The organism is Dactylosporangium sp. NPDC049140 (assembly GCF_040648435.1).
Genome location: NZ_JBEZDS010000061.1, coordinates 48,945 through 63,528 on the forward strand (window position 1 = coordinate 48,945; position 14,584 = coordinate 63,528).

General features: G+C 74.7%; 12 protein-coding genes and 1 pseudogene. 7 read left to right on the forward strand and 6 right to left on the reverse strand.

Annotated features, from left to right (window positions below):
- Positions 1 to 25: 25 nt before the first annotated feature.
- On the reverse strand, positions 26 to 1,195 hold the full coding sequence (locus AB0B76_RS51325; protein WP_360391235.1) for a HAMP domain-containing sensor histidine kinase: 1,170 nt from the start codon (positions 1,193 to 1,195) through the stop codon (positions 26 to 28).
- Positions 1,192 to 1,842, reverse strand: coding sequence for a response regulator transcription factor (locus tag AB0B76_RS51330; protein ID WP_360391238.1), 651 nt, complete (start codon positions 1,840 to 1,842; stop codon positions 1,192 to 1,194). The genes AB0B76_RS51325 and AB0B76_RS51330 overlap by 4 nt, the downstream gene beginning before the upstream one ends.
- Before the next feature lie 103 nt (positions 1,843 to 1,945).
- Here AB0B76_RS51330 and AB0B76_RS51335 point away from each other — a divergent pair, with 103 nt between their 5' ends.
- The 3 genes from AB0B76_RS51335 to AB0B76_RS51345 are packed head-to-tail and all read left to right on the forward strand — an operon-like array spanning position 1,946 to position 4,730.
- Positions 1,946 to 2,467: a hypothetical protein gene (locus AB0B76_RS51335; protein ID WP_360391241.1), complete on the forward strand. Its 522-nt coding sequence runs from the start codon at positions 1,946 to 1,948 to the stop codon at positions 2,465 to 2,467.
- Positions 2,464 to 3,534, forward strand: coding sequence for a peptidoglycan-binding domain-containing protein (locus tag AB0B76_RS51340; protein WP_360391244.1), 1,071 nt, complete (start codon positions 2,464 to 2,466; stop codon positions 3,532 to 3,534). Before AB0B76_RS51335 ends, AB0B76_RS51340 begins: the two co-directional genes overlap by 4 nt.
- The gene (locus AB0B76_RS51345; RefSeq protein ID WP_360391247.1) at positions 3,531 to 4,730 is read left to right on the forward strand and encodes an ABC transporter permease; all 1,200 of its coding nucleotides are present in this window, start codon (positions 3,531 to 3,533) and stop codon (positions 4,728 to 4,730) included. Before AB0B76_RS51340 ends, AB0B76_RS51345 begins: the two co-directional genes overlap by 4 nt.
- 4 nt (positions 4,731 to 4,734) lie before the next feature.
- On the opposite strand, the gene AB0B76_RS51350 is transcribed toward AB0B76_RS51345, so the two are convergent.
- Both AB0B76_RS51350 and AB0B76_RS51355 read right to left on the reverse strand, forming a co-directional pair.
- Positions 4,735 to 5,385 carry a response regulator transcription factor gene (locus AB0B76_RS51350; RefSeq protein WP_360391250.1) on the reverse strand — a complete coding sequence of 217 codons (651 nt, stop codon included), beginning with the start codon at positions 5,383 to 5,385 and terminating at the stop codon, positions 4,735 to 4,737.
- Complete coding sequence (locus AB0B76_RS51355; protein ID WP_360391255.1) at positions 5,382 to 6,695, reverse strand: sensor histidine kinase; 1,314 nt, start codon at positions 6,693 to 6,695, stop codon at positions 5,382 to 5,384. Before AB0B76_RS51355 ends, AB0B76_RS51350 begins: the two co-directional genes overlap by 4 nt.
- 109 nt (positions 6,696 to 6,804) lie before the next feature.
- Between AB0B76_RS51355 and AB0B76_RS51360 the strand changes: the two genes are divergently transcribed.
- Genes AB0B76_RS51360 through AB0B76_RS51375 form a run of 4 tightly spaced genes read left to right on the forward strand, consistent with a single transcriptional unit; the run spans position 6,805 to position 10,299 of the window.
- Positions 6,805 to 7,341, forward strand: a complete 537-nt coding sequence (locus tag AB0B76_RS51360) for a hypothetical protein (protein WP_360391258.1) — start codon at positions 6,805 to 6,807, stop codon at positions 7,339 to 7,341.
- Positions 7,338 to 8,429: a peptidoglycan-binding protein gene (locus AB0B76_RS51365; RefSeq protein ID WP_360391261.1), complete on the forward strand. Its 1,092-nt coding sequence runs from the start codon at positions 7,338 to 7,340 to the stop codon at positions 8,427 to 8,429. Before AB0B76_RS51360 ends, AB0B76_RS51365 begins: the two co-directional genes overlap by 4 nt.
- On the forward strand, positions 8,426 to 9,115 hold the full coding sequence (locus AB0B76_RS51370; protein WP_360391264.1) for an ABC transporter ATP-binding protein: 690 nt from the start codon (positions 8,426 to 8,428) through the stop codon (positions 9,113 to 9,115). The genes AB0B76_RS51365 and AB0B76_RS51370 overlap by 4 nt, the downstream gene beginning before the upstream one ends.
- On the forward strand, positions 9,112 to 10,299 hold the full coding sequence (locus tag AB0B76_RS51375) for an FtsX-like permease family protein (RefSeq protein ID WP_360391267.1): 1,188 nt from the start codon (positions 9,112 to 9,114) through the stop codon (positions 10,297 to 10,299). Before AB0B76_RS51370 ends, AB0B76_RS51375 begins: the two co-directional genes overlap by 4 nt.
- 10 nt (positions 10,300 to 10,309) lie before the next feature.
- Here the strand turns inward: AB0B76_RS51375 and AB0B76_RS51380 are convergent, their stop codons facing one another.
- Entirely contained in the window at positions 10,310 to 12,481 is a 2,172-nt protein-coding gene (locus AB0B76_RS51380) for an acyltransferase family protein (RefSeq protein WP_360391270.1), read from the reverse strand.
- A gap of 150 nt (positions 12,482 to 12,631) precedes the next feature.
- Positions 12,632 to 14,584, reverse strand: a pseudogene (locus AB0B76_RS51385) (hypothetical protein); the annotation flags it as partial.

A 14,584-nucleotide genomic window follows, 5' to 3' on the forward strand; every position in this document is an offset into this window, starting at 1 on the left:
ACATCCCCGACCAGCGGTTCGACGCCTACGTGTACCCGTAGACCGGCAGCGTGACGGCGACCGTGAGGCCGCCGTCCGCGTTCGGGGTCGCGGTGATCGTGCCGGCGTGGGCGTGCACGATGGAGCGGACGATCGCCAGGCCCAGGCCGGTCGACGAGGCGCCCGCGGCACGGCCGGAGACCAGTCGCTGGAACGGCTCGAACAGCCGGTCGATCGCGGCGGGCGGGATTTCCGGGCCGCTGTTGCGGACGCTGACGACAGCCCGCCTGTCGCCCCGGCCGGTGACGACCTCGACCCAGCCGCCGTCGTGGTTGTGCCGGACGGCGTTGTCGACCAGGTTGCCGACCAGCCGGTCCAGCAGCACGGGGTCACCGGCGACCGGAGCGGGGCGCAGGTCGCAGGTCACGGCGAGCCCGGCCCGGTCGGCCTCCTCGTCGGCGCTGCTCACCGCCGCGGCCGCCGCCGAGGCCAGGTCGTACGGTTCGGTGGCGATGACGCCGCTGTCGCTGCGGGCCAGCGCGAGCAGGCCGTCGAGCATCCGCTCGGCGCGGGCGGTCGCGGTGAGGACCCGGTCCGCCGTCGCCCGCCACTGCTCGGGCGTGCTCCGTCGCTTCGCCAGCTGCACCTCCATCCCGCTGCGCACGATCGCCAGCGGGGTGCGCAGGTCGTGCGCGGCGTCGGCGACGAACCGGCGCTGGCTGGCGAAGGCCGCCTCCAGCCGCCCGACCATCTCGTCGAACGTGTCGGCCAGCTCCTTGAGCTCGTCCTGGCGGCCGGTGAGGGCGATCCGCTCGTGCAGCCGGTCCTGCGAGATCCGGCGCGTCGTCGCGGTGAGCATGCGCAGCGGCCGCAGCAGGCGCCCGGCGACGATCCAGGAGATCGCGAGGCCGGCGACCGCGGTGACGAGCAGCCCGATCGCGGACGCGCCGGCCGTACCGAGCAGGGTCTGACGGCGCAGGGCGGCGATCCGGGCCGCGTCGAGGTCGGCGCTGCGCAGCTTCTCGTCCCAGCCGGAGCCGGCGTCGGGCGCGGCGCGGCGCATCTGCGCCAGCTCGGCCGCCGTCGGGTCGTGGATGTTGTTGTACAGCGTGTGGTACAGCAGCCAGTAGTTGAGCGCCAGCAGGGCCGCGGAGGTGACCACGAGCACGATCGCGTAGACCACCGTCAGGCGCAGCCGGATCGACGGGTGTCTCACAGCCGGTACCCCGATCCCACGACCGTCTCGATGAGCGGCGGGTCGCCGAGCTTGCGCCGCAGCCGGGCGACGGTGACCCGTACGGTGGCCGTGAACGGGTCCGCGTGCTCGTCCCAGGCCCGGTCCAGCAGCGCCTCCGAACTGACCACGGCGCCGTCGGCGCTCATCAGGATCTCCAGCACCGCCAGCTCCTTGGTGGTCAGCGGGACCGTGCGGCCGTCGCGGGTGACGGCGCGCCGGGCGGTGTCGAAGGTGAGCCCGGCGCGGCGCAGCACCCGCGGCGCGTTGGTGGCCCGCCTGGCCAGCGCCCGGATGCGCAGCACCAGCTCGGCGAAGACGAACGGCTTGGGCAGGTAGTCGTCGGCGCCGAGGGTCAGCCCGGCGACGCGGTCCGCCGCCTCGCCGGCCGCGGTGAGCATGAGGACGCGCGCGGTGCCGTCGGCCGCCGCCAGCGCGGTGCACACCTGGTCGCCGTGCAGCCGCGGCAGGTCGCGGTCCAGCACGACGACGTCGTACGGGTTGGTCACCGCCTTGTGCAGCCCGTCCAGCCCGTCGGCGGCGACGTCGACCGCCATGCCCTGGTCGCGCAGCCCGTCGGCGACCTGCTCGGCCAGCAGCGGCTCGTCCTCGATGAGTAGCACTCGCACGGCGCACCCTCCACAACCCGGCCATTGTGCGCGGTCGGGGGTTACACCAGCGTTACAGGCGCCGCAACGGTACCGTTGCGGCCGCTGCGCTGCACTGGAGCGCATGACGAGGGGTGGGCGGATCGCCGTCCTGTTGCCACTGCTGCTGGCCGCCGCGGCCGCGTGCACGAAGGCGGACGACGGCAAGGACGTGGCGAGCGCGGGCGGTGGGGCGACGCCGGCGGCGACCGCGTCGCTGAGCGTCCAGGAGCAGGGCCTGCGGCACGCGCGGTGCATGCGGGAGCACGGGGTCCCGGAGGCCGACCCGGTGGTCAACGCGGCCGGCGGCGTCCGCATCGGCGGCGGCTACGACAAGAGCGCGATCGACGCCGACGTGCTGGCGCGGGCGACCGAGGCATGCAAGTCCTTCGAGGTCGGGACGAGCGCCGACGACCTGGCCCTGAAGGTCGGCGCGGCGCGGGAGGAGGCGCGCTGCATGCGGGCCCACGGCGTGGAGGAGTTCCCGGACCCGGAGCCGAACCTCGAGCACAACGTCCCCGAGTCGGTGCTGCGCGATCCGCAGTACGACGAGGCGGCGGCGGCCTGCATGCGCCACGGCGGCCAGTCGCCCGCCCCGTCGCGGTGAGCCGCCGTCCGCGCGGCGCCACGGCCGCGCTGTGGGGCCTGGGCGTGCTGACGGCCGGCGTGGCCGCCGTGGCCGCGGGCGGGTTCGGGTTCCGCGGCGGCGGCCCCGGCCCGGGCCCCGCGGCCCGGCCCCCGGCGACCGCCGAGGTGACCCGGCAGACCATGCTCGACACCGACGAGCAGTCCGGAGAGCTCGGCTACGGCGCCCGGACGACCCTCGCGGGCCGGATCGACGGCATCGTCACGAAGGTGCCGCTCGCCGGCGACGTCGTCACCCGCGGGCAGGCGGTGTACCGGGTCGACGACACGCCCGTCGTCCTGCTCTACGGCGACATCACGGCGTACCGGACCCTGGCCCCCGGGGTCACCGGCCCGGACGTGCGGCAGCTCGAGGAGAACCTCACGGCCCTCGGCTACGCGGGCTTCACCGTCGACACCACGTACTCCGCGAGCACCGCCACCGCCGTGCGGCGCTGGCAGCACGACCTGGGCCTGCCGCCGACCGGGGCGGTCGAGCTGGGCCGGGTGCTGTTCGCGCCGGGCGAGATCCGCATCGACGCGGTCACCATGGGCGTGAACCGCACCACGGGCGGCGGCGACGAGATCCTGCAGTACACCGGGACCGGCCGTCGCGTGACCGTCCTGCTGGACGTGTCCGACCAGCGGCTGGCCCGCACCGGCGTCGCCGTCGGGGTGCGGCTGCCCGACGGGCGGTCGGTACCGGGCCGGGTCGAGCGCGTCTCGACCGTCGTCGAGCAGCCGCCGGGCGCCGCCGCGGCGCCGCGGACCCGGATCGAGGCGCTCGTGGCGCTGGCCGACCCGGCGGCGGCGAACGGCATCGACGCCGCCGTGGTCACCGTCGTGTTCACCGCGGACCGGCGCGAGAACGTGCTCACCGTGCCGGTCGCCGCGCTGCTCGCCCTCGCCGAGGGCGGGTACGGGATCGAGGTCGTCGACGGCGCCGGCACGCACTACGTCCGGGTGCAGACCGGGCTGTTCGCCGGCGGCCGGGTCGAGATCAGCGGCGACGGGGTGCGCGAGGGCCTGACGGTGGGGATGCCGGCGTGACGCGCCCGTCGCCGTCCCGCCTGGCGCCCGGTGACCTCCTGCGGGCCGGCAGCGCCGGGCTGCAGGCCCGCCCGGCCCGGGCGCTGCTCTCCGCGCTCGGCATCGCCATCGGCATCGCCGCGATGGTCGCCGTGGTCGGCATCTCGTCGTCCTCGCAGGAGCAGCTCGACCAGCGCCTGGCCGCCCTCGGCACCAACCTGCTCACCGTCGCGCCCGGCCACACCATCGACGGGCAGCGGGCGAGCCTGCCGGCCGAGGCCGAGCCGATGATCGGCCGGATCGGCCCGGTCACGGCCGTCGCGGCCACCGGCGCGGTCGACGGCGCCCACGTGTACCGCTCCGACCGCATCCCGAAGGCCGAGACCAACGGCCTGGTCGTGCTGGCCGCCCGGCTGGGCCTGCCGCGGACGGTCGGCGCCACCGTCCGCGCCGGCACCTGGCTGAACGCGGCCACCGGCCGCTATCCGGCGGCCGTGCTCGGCGCGACCGCGGCCGACCGGCTCGGCGTCGGCCGGCCCGGCCCGCAGACCGAGATCCTCGTCGGCGCCGGGCGGTTCACGGTGATCGGCGTCCTCGCGCCGGTCGCGCTCGCCCCCGAGCTGGACACCGCCGTCCTGGTCGGCTGGGACATCGCCACCGGGGCACTGGGCTTCGACGGGCACGCGACCACGGTGTACACCCGCAGCGAGGAGAGCCGGGTCGAGGCCGTCCGCGCCGTCCTGGCCGCCACCGCCAACCCGCGGGCGCCGGGCACCGTCGCGGTCTCCAAGCCGTCCGACGTGCTGGCCGCCCGCCGCGCCGCCGATGAGACCCTCAACGCCCTGCTGCTCGGCCTGGGCGCGGTGGCGCTGCTGGTCGGCGGGGTCGGGGTGGCGAACACGATGGTGATCTCGGTGCTGGAGCGCCGGTCGGAGATCGGCCTGCGCCGGGCCCTCGGCGCCACCCGCGGCCACATCCGGCTGCAGTTCCTCGCCGAGTCGCTGCTGCTGTCGGCGCTCGGCGGCTGCGGCGGCGTGCTGCTCGGCGTCGCCGTCACCGCCGGGTACGCCGCCTACCAACGCTGGCCGGCGGTCGTGCCGCCGTGGGCCACCGCGGGCGCGGTCGCGGCCACGCTGCTGGTCGGCGGCCTGGCCGGCCTCTACCCGGCGCTGCGGGCCGCGCGCCTGTCGCCGACGGAGGCCCTCGCCGCGCCCTGAGGGGCTACACCAGGCCGCTCTGGTGGGCGTAGATGACGGCGTGGATGCGGTCGCGCAGGCCGAGCTTGGCCAGGATGCGGCTGACGTGGGTCTTGACGGTGCCCTCGGAGATGGCCAGCCGGTCGCCGATCTCCTGGTTCGACAGGCCCTCGGCGATGCGCTCGAGGACGTCGCGCTCGCGGGCGGTCAGCGTGGCCAGCGGCGCGGTGTCGACGATCCGCGGGCCGGTGGCGACGAAGTGCTGGACGAGGCGGCGGGTGACGGTCGGCGCGGCGACGTTGTGCCCGCCCGCGACCGCCCGCACGGCCTGCAGCAGCTCGCCGTCGAGGGTGTCCTTGAGCAGGAAGCCGGCCGCGCCCGCGCGCAGCCCCGCGTAGACGTACTCGTCGAGGTCGAACGTCGTCAGGATGATCACGTGGGGCGGCTCGTCCGGGTCGAGGCCCGCCCGGATGCGGCGGGTCGCCTCGATGCCGTCGATGCCGGGCATCCGCACGTCCATGAGGACCACGTCCGGGCGGGTGCCGGCGACGACGGTCAGCACCTGCAGGCCGTCGGCGGCCTCGCCCACGACCGCCATGTCGTCGGTACCGTCGAGAATCATGTGAAAGCCGGCCCGGACGAGCATCTGGTCGTCGGCGATCACGACGCGGATCACGCGACGAGCTCCGCGGGAACGGTGGTGACCGGGAGCCGGGCCCGCACCTCGAATCCGCCGCCGTCCGCGGGGCCGGCCCGCAGGTCGCCGCCGAGGGCGTGGACCCGTTCGGTGATGCCGCGCAGGCCGTTGCCGGGCACGGGTGGCGGTACCGCCGCGCCGTTGTCCGCCACCCGGACGGTCACCCCGGTGTGGTCGAAGTCGAGCCCGACCGTGCAGTGCGCCCCGGGCGTCGCGTGCTTGAGCGAGTTCGTCAGCGCCTCCTGGACGATGCGGTAGGCCGCCAGCTCGACGACGGCCGGCAGCGTCGCCGGCTCCCCGGTGACCCGGAAGTCGACCGGCGTGCCGCTGTCCCGCACCCGGTCGACCAGGCCGGGCAGGGTGGCGAGGCTCGGCTGGGGGGCCAGCTCGGCGTGCGGCTCGGTGCGCACCAGCCCGAGCAGGCGGCGCATCTCGGCGAGGGACGCGCGGCCGGTCGTGACGATGTTGGCCAGCGCCGCCTCCGTGCGCTCCGGCTGGCGGTTCAGCACGGCCTTGGCCCCCTGCGCCTGCACCACCATCACCGACAGGCCGTGCGCGACGACGTCGTGCAGCTCCCGGGTGATGCGCCCGCGCTCGGCGGCGACGGCGAGCGCGGTGCGCTGCTGCTGCTCGCGCTCGAGGTCGTCGGCGCGGGCCTGCAGCGTCGCGAGATGGGCCCGGCGGGTCCGCGTGCTGTCGGCGACCGCCCAGGTCGCGGCCAGCAGCAGGGCGGGCACGCTTACCGACCGGACGACCCCCAGCAGCAGCGGCAGGGCGTCGCCGTGGGTGATGGCGTACGCCGTCTTGGCCGTGCGATCGCCGAAGCCGGCCGGCGGCCCGCCGTAGTTGCCGGTGAACAGCCCGGTCATGTTCGAGAAGCCGCCGGCGAACAGCACGGCCTCGGCGCCGGCCAGCGCGGCCACGACGGTCCGGCGGGCGTGGTGCGACCCGGCCAGCGTGTACATCGCGACCAGGACGGCGACGTCCATCGGCGGCGACTTCATGAAGCCGTCGAGCATGTGGACGGTCGCCGAGCCCGACGCCAGGAGCAGCGCCGTGAACGGGCGGCGGTGCCGCAGCGGGATCGCGACGGCGGCCGGCACGCCGGCCAGGCACCACCAGAAGACGTGGGCGTGCCAGGCCGTCACCGAGCCGAACGTGTCGAGCACCTTGACGTCCGGCCGGTTGAACAACAGGAAGGCGTCGCTCCAGAGCAGGGTCGCGGCGGCGAGCACGACGACGAGCGCCACGTCCAGAAGGATCCGGCGGCGCTCCGGACTGTGCGGCATCGGCCCAGCCTACGTGGGTGCGCGGGGCCGGACATCCGTCGAACGACAGATGCCGGGGTCGGCCGGCGGCCAGACGCGCACGGCGGTTCCGGCGACGATCCTGGGCGGTATGACACGTCGACCGTTCGTGGTGATCGCCCTGCTGGCCGTGCTGGCCGGCGGCGCGTCCGCCTGCTCCTCCGGCTCCGGCGGCCCGGGGGCGTCGCCGAGTGCGAGCTTCGACTCGGAGCGGGCGCTGAGCATCGGGCGCCGGTTCGCGCAGTGCGCCCGGGACCACGGTTACCCCGCCTTCCCCGATCCGGTGATCCAGAACGGCGACCTCGCCTGGCCGGGCGAGGTGCCCGACCTCAAGGAGCAGATCCGCACCATCATGGAGCAGCCCGAGTGCAAGGCGATCATGGACGAGTCGATTTCGCTCGGCGATCCCCACCGGGACACGACGCCCAGCGCCCAGGACATGGAGAAGCTGCGCGCGTTCGCCAAGTGCATGCGCGACCAGGGCATCGAAGGCTTCCCCGACCCGAAGCCCGACGGCACCTTCCCGCTCGTCGGCACGCCGCTGGAGCAGGAGGGCAAGTCGGAGCGGGTACTCACCGCGATCGACGCCTGCAAGCACCTGTACGACAAGAAGATCGCGATCTCGTGAAGGGCCGCCCGTGGACGGTCGTCGCCGCGGTGCTCGCGGTGGCGGCCGGGCTTATCGGCTGGGCGGTGACCCGCAGGCCCTCGGCCGCGCCGGTCGCCGCGCCGCAGCTGCGCACGACGACCGCGCCGGTGGCCCGCGGCGACGTGACGGCCCGCGTCCAGGTCGCCGGCACGCTGGGCTTCGACGGCACGTACACCATCGTCAACCAGCTGCCCGGCGGCGTGGTGACCGCCGTGGCCACGCCCGGCACGGCGGTCGTGCGCGGCGCGGACCTGTACGCGGTCGCCGGCGTGCCCGCCGTGCTGCTCTACGGCACCACGCCCGCCTACCGCGACCTCGCCCTCGGCATGAGCGACGGCGCCGACGTGCTGCAGCTCGAGCAGAACCTCGTCGAGCTCGGCCTGGACCCGCAGCACGGCATCACCGTCGACCGGCACTTCGGCGACGCCACGGCGACGGCGATCCGGCGCTGGCAGAAGGCGCGGGGCCTGCCCGTGGCCGAGCGCACCGGCGCGCTGCCGCTCGGCCAGGTCGTGTTCCTCCCCGGTGCGCTGCGCGTCGGCGACGCCGTCGTCGCGCCCGGGGGCACGGCCGGGCCGGGCGCGCCGGTGCTGTCGGTGTCGTCGACCGCGCGCGTGGTCCGGGTCGCGCTCACCGCCTCCCGGCAGGCCAGTGTCCACCCCGGCGACCCGGTCAAGGTCACCGTTCCGGGGCTGAACACCGCGTTGGACGGCACGGTCCGGGAGGTCGGCACCGTGGCCACGGCGGCCACCGAGGGCAACGGGCCCCCCGGGCCGGCGACGGTACCGATGGTCGTCACCGTCACCCTGCCGCCCGGCGCGCCGGTGCTCGACCAGGCACCCGTGCAGGTCGCGATCACCGGGGCGCAGCGCCGCAACGTGCTGCTCGTGCCGGTGACAGCGCTGCTCGCCGGCGCCGCGGGCGGCTACCAGGTCGCCGTCGTGGACGGCGCCGGGCGGCGGCTCGTGACCGTGCAGACCGGGCTGTTCGACGAGAACGCGGGCACCGTCGAGGTCACCGGCGACGGGCTGACCGTGGGCGTGCGGGTCGAGGTGCCGGCCTCGTGAACGACGCCGTGCTGTGCCTGAGCGACGCCGGCCGCACCTACCCCGGCACGCCACCGGTCGAGTCGCTGCGCGGGGTGGACCTCACCGTCGGTACCGGCGAAATGGTGGCCGTCGTCGGCCCCTCCGGCTCCGGCAAGACCACCCTGCTCAACCTCGCCGCCGGGCTCGACCGGCCGACCTCCGGCTCGGTCCGGTTGGCCGGCCGCGCCGTCGGTGACCTCACCGATCGGCAGCTGTCCGGCCTGCGCGCCCACGCGCTCGGGGTGGTGTTCCAACAGTTCTTCCTGCTCGACCAGCTGTCCTCTGTGGACAACGTCGCCAACGGCCTGCTGTACCGCGGTGTGCCCGCGCGGCAGCGCCGGCGGGCGGCCGCCGAGGCCCTCGACCGGGTCGGCCTGAGCCACCGGGCCGCGCACCCGGCCGGCAAGCTCTCCGGCGGCGAACGCCAGCGCGTGGCCATCGCAAGGGCCATCGTCGGCCGCCCGGCGCTCGTCCTGGCCGACGAGCCGACCGGGAACCTCGACAGCGCCAACGGCGCCCAGATCCTCGCCCTGCTGCAGGACCTGCACGCCGACGGCGTGACCCTGCTCGTCATCACGCACGACGCCACCGTCGCCGGCGCCTGCCCGCGCCGGGTCGACCTCCGCGACGGCCGGGTCGTCGCCGACACCGGACGGACCGCATGAGATCCCGGGTACGCGCCGCCGACCTGCTCCCCCTGGCCACCATCGGCATCCGCAGCCGCGCCCTGCGCGCCGCCCTGTCCACCCTCGGCATCGCGATCGGCATCGCGGCCATCGCCGGCGTGCTCGGCATCACCCGCTCCAGCCAGGCCGACCTGCTCTCGCGCATCGACCGGCTCGGCACCGACCTGCTCACCGTGGCCAACGGCACCCGCGTCGGCGGCGACGAGGCCAAGCTGCCGCCCACCGCGCCCGCGGGTGTCGCCCGCACGCCCGGCGTGCAGAAGATCACCGCCACCGCGGCCATCGCCCACGTCCAGGTCTTCCGCACCGACCGGATCCCGGCGTACCGCGGGGGCGGCATCGAGGTGCGCGCGACCGACACGTCGCTGCTCGACACGCTCGACGGGCACCTCGACACCGGGGTCTTCCTCAACGACGCGACGCAGCGGTACCCGGTGGTGGTGCTCGGCCACGACGCCGCGTCCGCCCTCGGCATCGTCCGCGTGGACCCCGGCACCCGGGTCTGGGTGGGCGAGCACTGGTTCGCCGTGGCCGGCATCCTGCGCCCGTTCGAGCTCGCACCGGAGGTCGACCGTGCCGTGCTCATCGGCCTGCCCGTCGCCGCGGACTACTTCGGCTACGACGGCCACCCGACCCGCCTGTACGTGCGCACCGACACCGCCCGCACGGCCCAGGTCGCCACCATGCTGGCCCGCGCGGCCAACCCGATGGAGCCCAGCAGCGTCGCGGTGAGCCGCCCGTCGGACGCCCTCGCCTCCCGCCTGCTCGTCGCCGACTCGACCACGGCCCTGCTGCTCGGCCTGGGCGCCGTGGCCCTGCTCGTCGGCGGCGTCGGCATCGCCAACGTGATGGTCATCTCGGTCCTCGAACGGCGCACCGAGATCGGCCTGCGCCGGGCCCTCGGCGCCGCGCGCGGGCACATCGCCGTGCAGTTCCTCGGCGAGTCGCTGCTGCTGTCGGCCCTCGGCGGCGTGGGGGGCACCGTCCTGGCCGCGGTCGTCACGTACGCCGTCGCGACCTACCGCGGCTGGCAACCGCTGCTGCCGGCGACGGGGGTGTGGGCGGGGCTCGGCGCCGCGCTGGTCATCGGAGCGGTGGCGGGCCTCTACCCGGCGACGAGGGCCGCCCGCCTCAACCCCACCGACGCCCTGCGCACGTCCTGAGGGCCGGTCGTCACCCGGTCAGGGCGGCGGTCAGCAGCGGGGTCAGCAGCTTGACGTAGCTGGCCGTGACGTGGCTGCCGTCGCGGTACACGAGGGTGTTGCCGATGATCGCCGGGCACAGCGTGTCGGTGCAGAACCACTCGGTCGGGTCCAGGACGGAGATGCCCGCGGGCTGGGCCGCGGTCTCGATCGCGGTCTTGCGCGCGGCGTACTCGGCGGTCGGCACCTTGAGCGCGCACTGCTGGACCGCCGCCGGGTGCTGGGCGACGCAGTCCGGCACGCTCACGCCGCGCGGGTCCGGGGTGTCCTGCATGATGATCGGGCGGGCGCCGAGCTGGGCGAGCCTCGTGGCGGAGGCGACGGTGGCCTGGGCCCAGGCCGTGTCGGCGTGGGCCTTGTCGACGGTCGGCGCGCCCTGGCCGTTGACCGGCGGGTCGGTGTAGGTGCGGGTCGAGAGGAGTACGAGCGCGGGCTTGAGCTTTTTGATCAATGCGAAGGCGTCCTCGCGCCAGTCGGCGCACTCGGTGTACGCGCGCCGGGAGTTGATTTTGATCGTCAGCGCGGCGGCCGGGGTGCACCCGCTCTTCGCGAGGACCACGAGCCGCCACTGCTTCTTCTTGGCGACGGCGTCCATCGCGTCGAACCACTGCTCGGTGTGCGAGTCGCCGAACAGCACGACGGTGGTCGGGGCGTTCGGGACGCCGTGGCGGTCGCAGCCCAGGGCGACGGCGGGCGCGGTCGCGGAATCGTCGAGGGAGGCCAGGCAGCCCTTGTCCTGGGGCAGGTCCTTGCCGGCCGCGGTCACGGGCGGGACGAGGTTCTGCGGCATGGCGGCGACGGACGCGCTGGTCCGGATGAGCTCGAGCAGGTGCTGGCGGGCCTCGGCGAGCTGCTGCGCGTCGGAGACGACCGCGGCGGTGTCCTGCGCGGTGCCCTCGCCCTGGACCCGCATCGGCAGGCCCATGAAGATCACCGAGGCGCCGACGGCCAGGGCCGTCGTGGTCACGCCGAGGAACAGCCCCCGCCGCGGCCGGCGCTTGAACACGGGGTGGAACCGGATCGGGTTCTCCACCAGCAGCAGCGACAGCCGCGCCGGGATCAGCGCGCCCGCGGCGACGGCCACCCGTACCCAGACGTTGAGCTCCTGCCCGGCGATGTGCGGGGCGAGGATCAGCAGCGGCCAGTGCCACAGGTACCAGCTGTACGACAGCTTGCCGAACCACTGGAACAGGCCCGTGCGCAGCAGGACCCCGGCGCCGTACGCCGGTGCCGCGCAGCCCCCGGCGATGACCAGCGCCGCGCCGGCCACGGGCAGCAGCGCCGCCTTGCCCGGGAACACGGTCGTCTCGCTGTACCGCAGCGCCGCCGCCACGATCATGACGAGCCCGGCCCAGGTGGCCACGGCTCCGACGGCGGCGGGCAGGCGCTCGAGCCGGTCGGCGGCGAGCGCGACGAGCGCCCCGGCGGCCAGCTCCCAGGCGCGGGCCTGGATGCCGAAGTACGCCCAGGGCTGGGCGTGACCGGTCTGCCACACACAGATACCGAACGACACCGCGGCCAGCCCGGTCAGCGCGAGCGCTGCCGACAGCCGGCTCGGCCGCCCGCGGCGCATCCAGGCCGCCGACGCGGCGACGAGCAGGAGGGGCCAGATGAAGTAGTACTGCTCCTCGACCGCGAGCGACCAGAAGTGCTGCAGCGGGGAGGGCTCGCGTTCGGCGGAGAGGTAGTCCGTGCCCTGCACCGCCAGCCGGACGTTGATGCCGTACGCGGCGGCGGTGAGCGCGTCGATCGAGACGGCTTTCGCCGCAATGGGTGACATCCATGCCCAGGCCGCCGCGACGGTGGTCAGCACCACCACGGTGGAGGCGGGCAGCAGCCGGACCATGCGCCGGCCGTAGAACGCGCCGAACCGGATGCGTCCGGTCTTCTGCAGCTCCCGGAACAGGTGCAGCGTGATGAGGAAGCCGGAGATCACGAAGAACACGTCGACGCCGACGTAACCGCCGGTGATCCGCCCGACACCGGCGTGGTCGGCCACGACCAGCAGGACGGCTACGGCCCGTAACCCCTCGATGTCGGGGCGGAACCGCCGCTGCTTCGGCTCCGCGCGGGCCGCCGCCCGCGGGGGTGCGGGCGCCGGGCGCCGGGCCGGGGCCGGACGCGCCGGGTAGTAGGTGGTCACCGACCGCGTCCCAGGCTGCGCACCGCAACACGGTAGCGGCCCTCGCGCCGCGGCCCAAGCGGGGGTTACCCGGATCTGGCCGCTGGTCAGGCGGTTGCTCACGATGAAACGGCCCGGCCGGGGTCCGGCCGGGCCGTATCCCCGGTGCGGTCAGTTCACCGCGATGGCGAACACCGCGAAACCGGCCACGTCGGGCAGCGTGATGGAGGCGATCTGGGCCCCCGTCACCGACAACGGCTGGCCGTTGTCGAGCAGCTGCGCCGGCGTGGTCGCGAACATGTACACCGTGTGCATGTCCTTGACGCCGTTGGCGTCGACCCGGTAGGCGCTGCTGGCCACGATCGTGTTGCCGGCGTCCACGCCCCAGGCGCCGTTGCCGAGCGTCCAGTCGGAGAACCGGACGTTTATCGACTGGGTGTGGCCGTTCGTATAGGTGATCTTCATGGTGGCGGCCGCGCCTCCGGCGACGGTCGTCGCCGAGCCGAGGAACGAGATGTGGTCCGCGAACGTGCCGCTGCTGTCCACCGGCGCCGGCAGGACCGTTCCCTTGGCGGGCCAGGCGTCGAACGCGCCCACGGAGCAAGGGCGCACGGTGAAGACGTCGCCGTTGGGCATGAGCAGGGACTGCCCCGGGGCCACGCCCAGCGCGCAGCCCGACCACGGGCAGGAGGAGGTCACCCCGGTCGCGAGGGTCGCGGCGGCGAGGGCCGGAGCGCTGTAGGACTGGCCGCCGAACAGGGTCGAGTACCACGAGGCATCGGCGTTGATGCCACTGTTGCGCGGTGGTGCGTACGAGGATCCGAGGGCGAGTTCGTGCGAGCCCCAGGCGGCCTGCGAGACGGGCCGGCCGGCCGTGCTCGCCCATGTCGTCTTGCCGGCGGCGGTGTGCGCGTTGTAGACGTTGAGCGCGCCGTCGGCCACCGCCCAGAGCGCCCAGTTGCCGTTGGGGTCGACCCGTCCGGTCGTGGCGACCAGCGGGTAGGTGGCGTCGAGGCCCTTACCGGCGTAGACCACGGACGTGGACAGGGTTACGTCGATGGGGCTGGTGGCGTTCGGGAACATCACGATGTTGCCGTTGCCGATGTCCCGGGCGAAGACAGACGTGCCGGCGACGCCCGGCACCGTGCCCGCGCCGAGCAGCTGCATCTGGTCCCACTCCCAGGTGCCCGCGTTGCTCGAGATGAGGGTGGGCGCCGCGAAGCCGATCGCGCCGCTGGTCGGCGTGTAGAGCCAGAGCCGGGTGGCGCCGGCGTAGAACTCGACGGTGAGCAGGTCCGGACGGGCCCCGGGCGAGGTCGGTACCGCGATCGCCTGGGTCACCGAGGACCAGTCGGCGCCGTTGTAGCCCGCGCACGTGGCACAGGCCGGCTTGCCGATGTCCGTCGTCATCGTCCAGGTGATGCCGTTGCCGGCGGCGTTCTGGGCGACGGCGAGGTTGCCGTTCTGCACGATGACCAGGTCGTCCGTGTTGTTGCCGCTGAACGACCCGCCGTGCGCCACGAGGGCCCCGGCGAAGGTGCCGCCCGGCCACAGGGTGTCCTGGTTGTAGGCCAGCAGCACCCGGCCGCCGTACTGCAGCGGATCGGTCCCGGTGTTGCCGCTGGGATCCGGCGAGACGACGTCCGGGTTGGAGAAGATGCGGACGTTCCCGGCGGCGTCGATCGAGACGAGGTCGGGCTTGTTGTCGCCGTTGAGGTCGCCGGCCGTGCCGGGCGTGTAGGCGCCGAACGCCGACTGCTGGACGTAGAAGTCGTAGTGCACCGGCTGCGAGACGTTGCCGGCCGCGTCGACCGTCTGGACCCAGACGGTGTTGGTACCCCAGCGCAGCGCCGACAGGGGGACCGTCAGGGTCGCCGAGCCGCCGGCGGCCGCGATGGCCTGCTGCCCGTTGCCGCCGGAGGCGATGCCGGTGCCGTTGACGTTGTAGTTGAAGGATGCGACCCCGCTGGGGTTGTTGCCGCCGTCCGACGCCGTCAGGGTGAGCGTGCCGGAGCCGCCGGCGGTCACGGTCGTCGGGCCCTGGGGTGGGTAGGCGGTGCTGCTGACCGACGGTGCGCCGGGTGCGGTGGCGTCGTACTGGAAGTAGCAGATGGCGGTGGCTGG

Excerpts from the sequence above, each read along its gene's own strand:
- AB0B76_RS51335 (WP_360391241.1), top strand. The coding sequence starts at position 1,946 with ATGACGAGGGGTGGGCGGATCGCCGTCCTGTTGCCACTGCTGCTGGCC.
- AB0B76_RS51355 (WP_360391255.1), bottom strand. The coding sequence starts at position 6,695 with ATGCCGCACAGTCCGGAGCGCCGCCGGATCCTTCTGGACGTGGCGCTC.
- AB0B76_RS51360 (WP_360391258.1), top strand. The coding sequence starts at position 6,805 with ATGACACGTCGACCGTTCGTGGTGATCGCCCTGCTGGCCGTGCTGGCC.
- AB0B76_RS51375 (WP_360391267.1), top strand. The coding sequence starts at position 9,112 with ATGAGATCCCGGGTACGCGCCGCCGACCTGCTCCCCCTGGCCACCATC.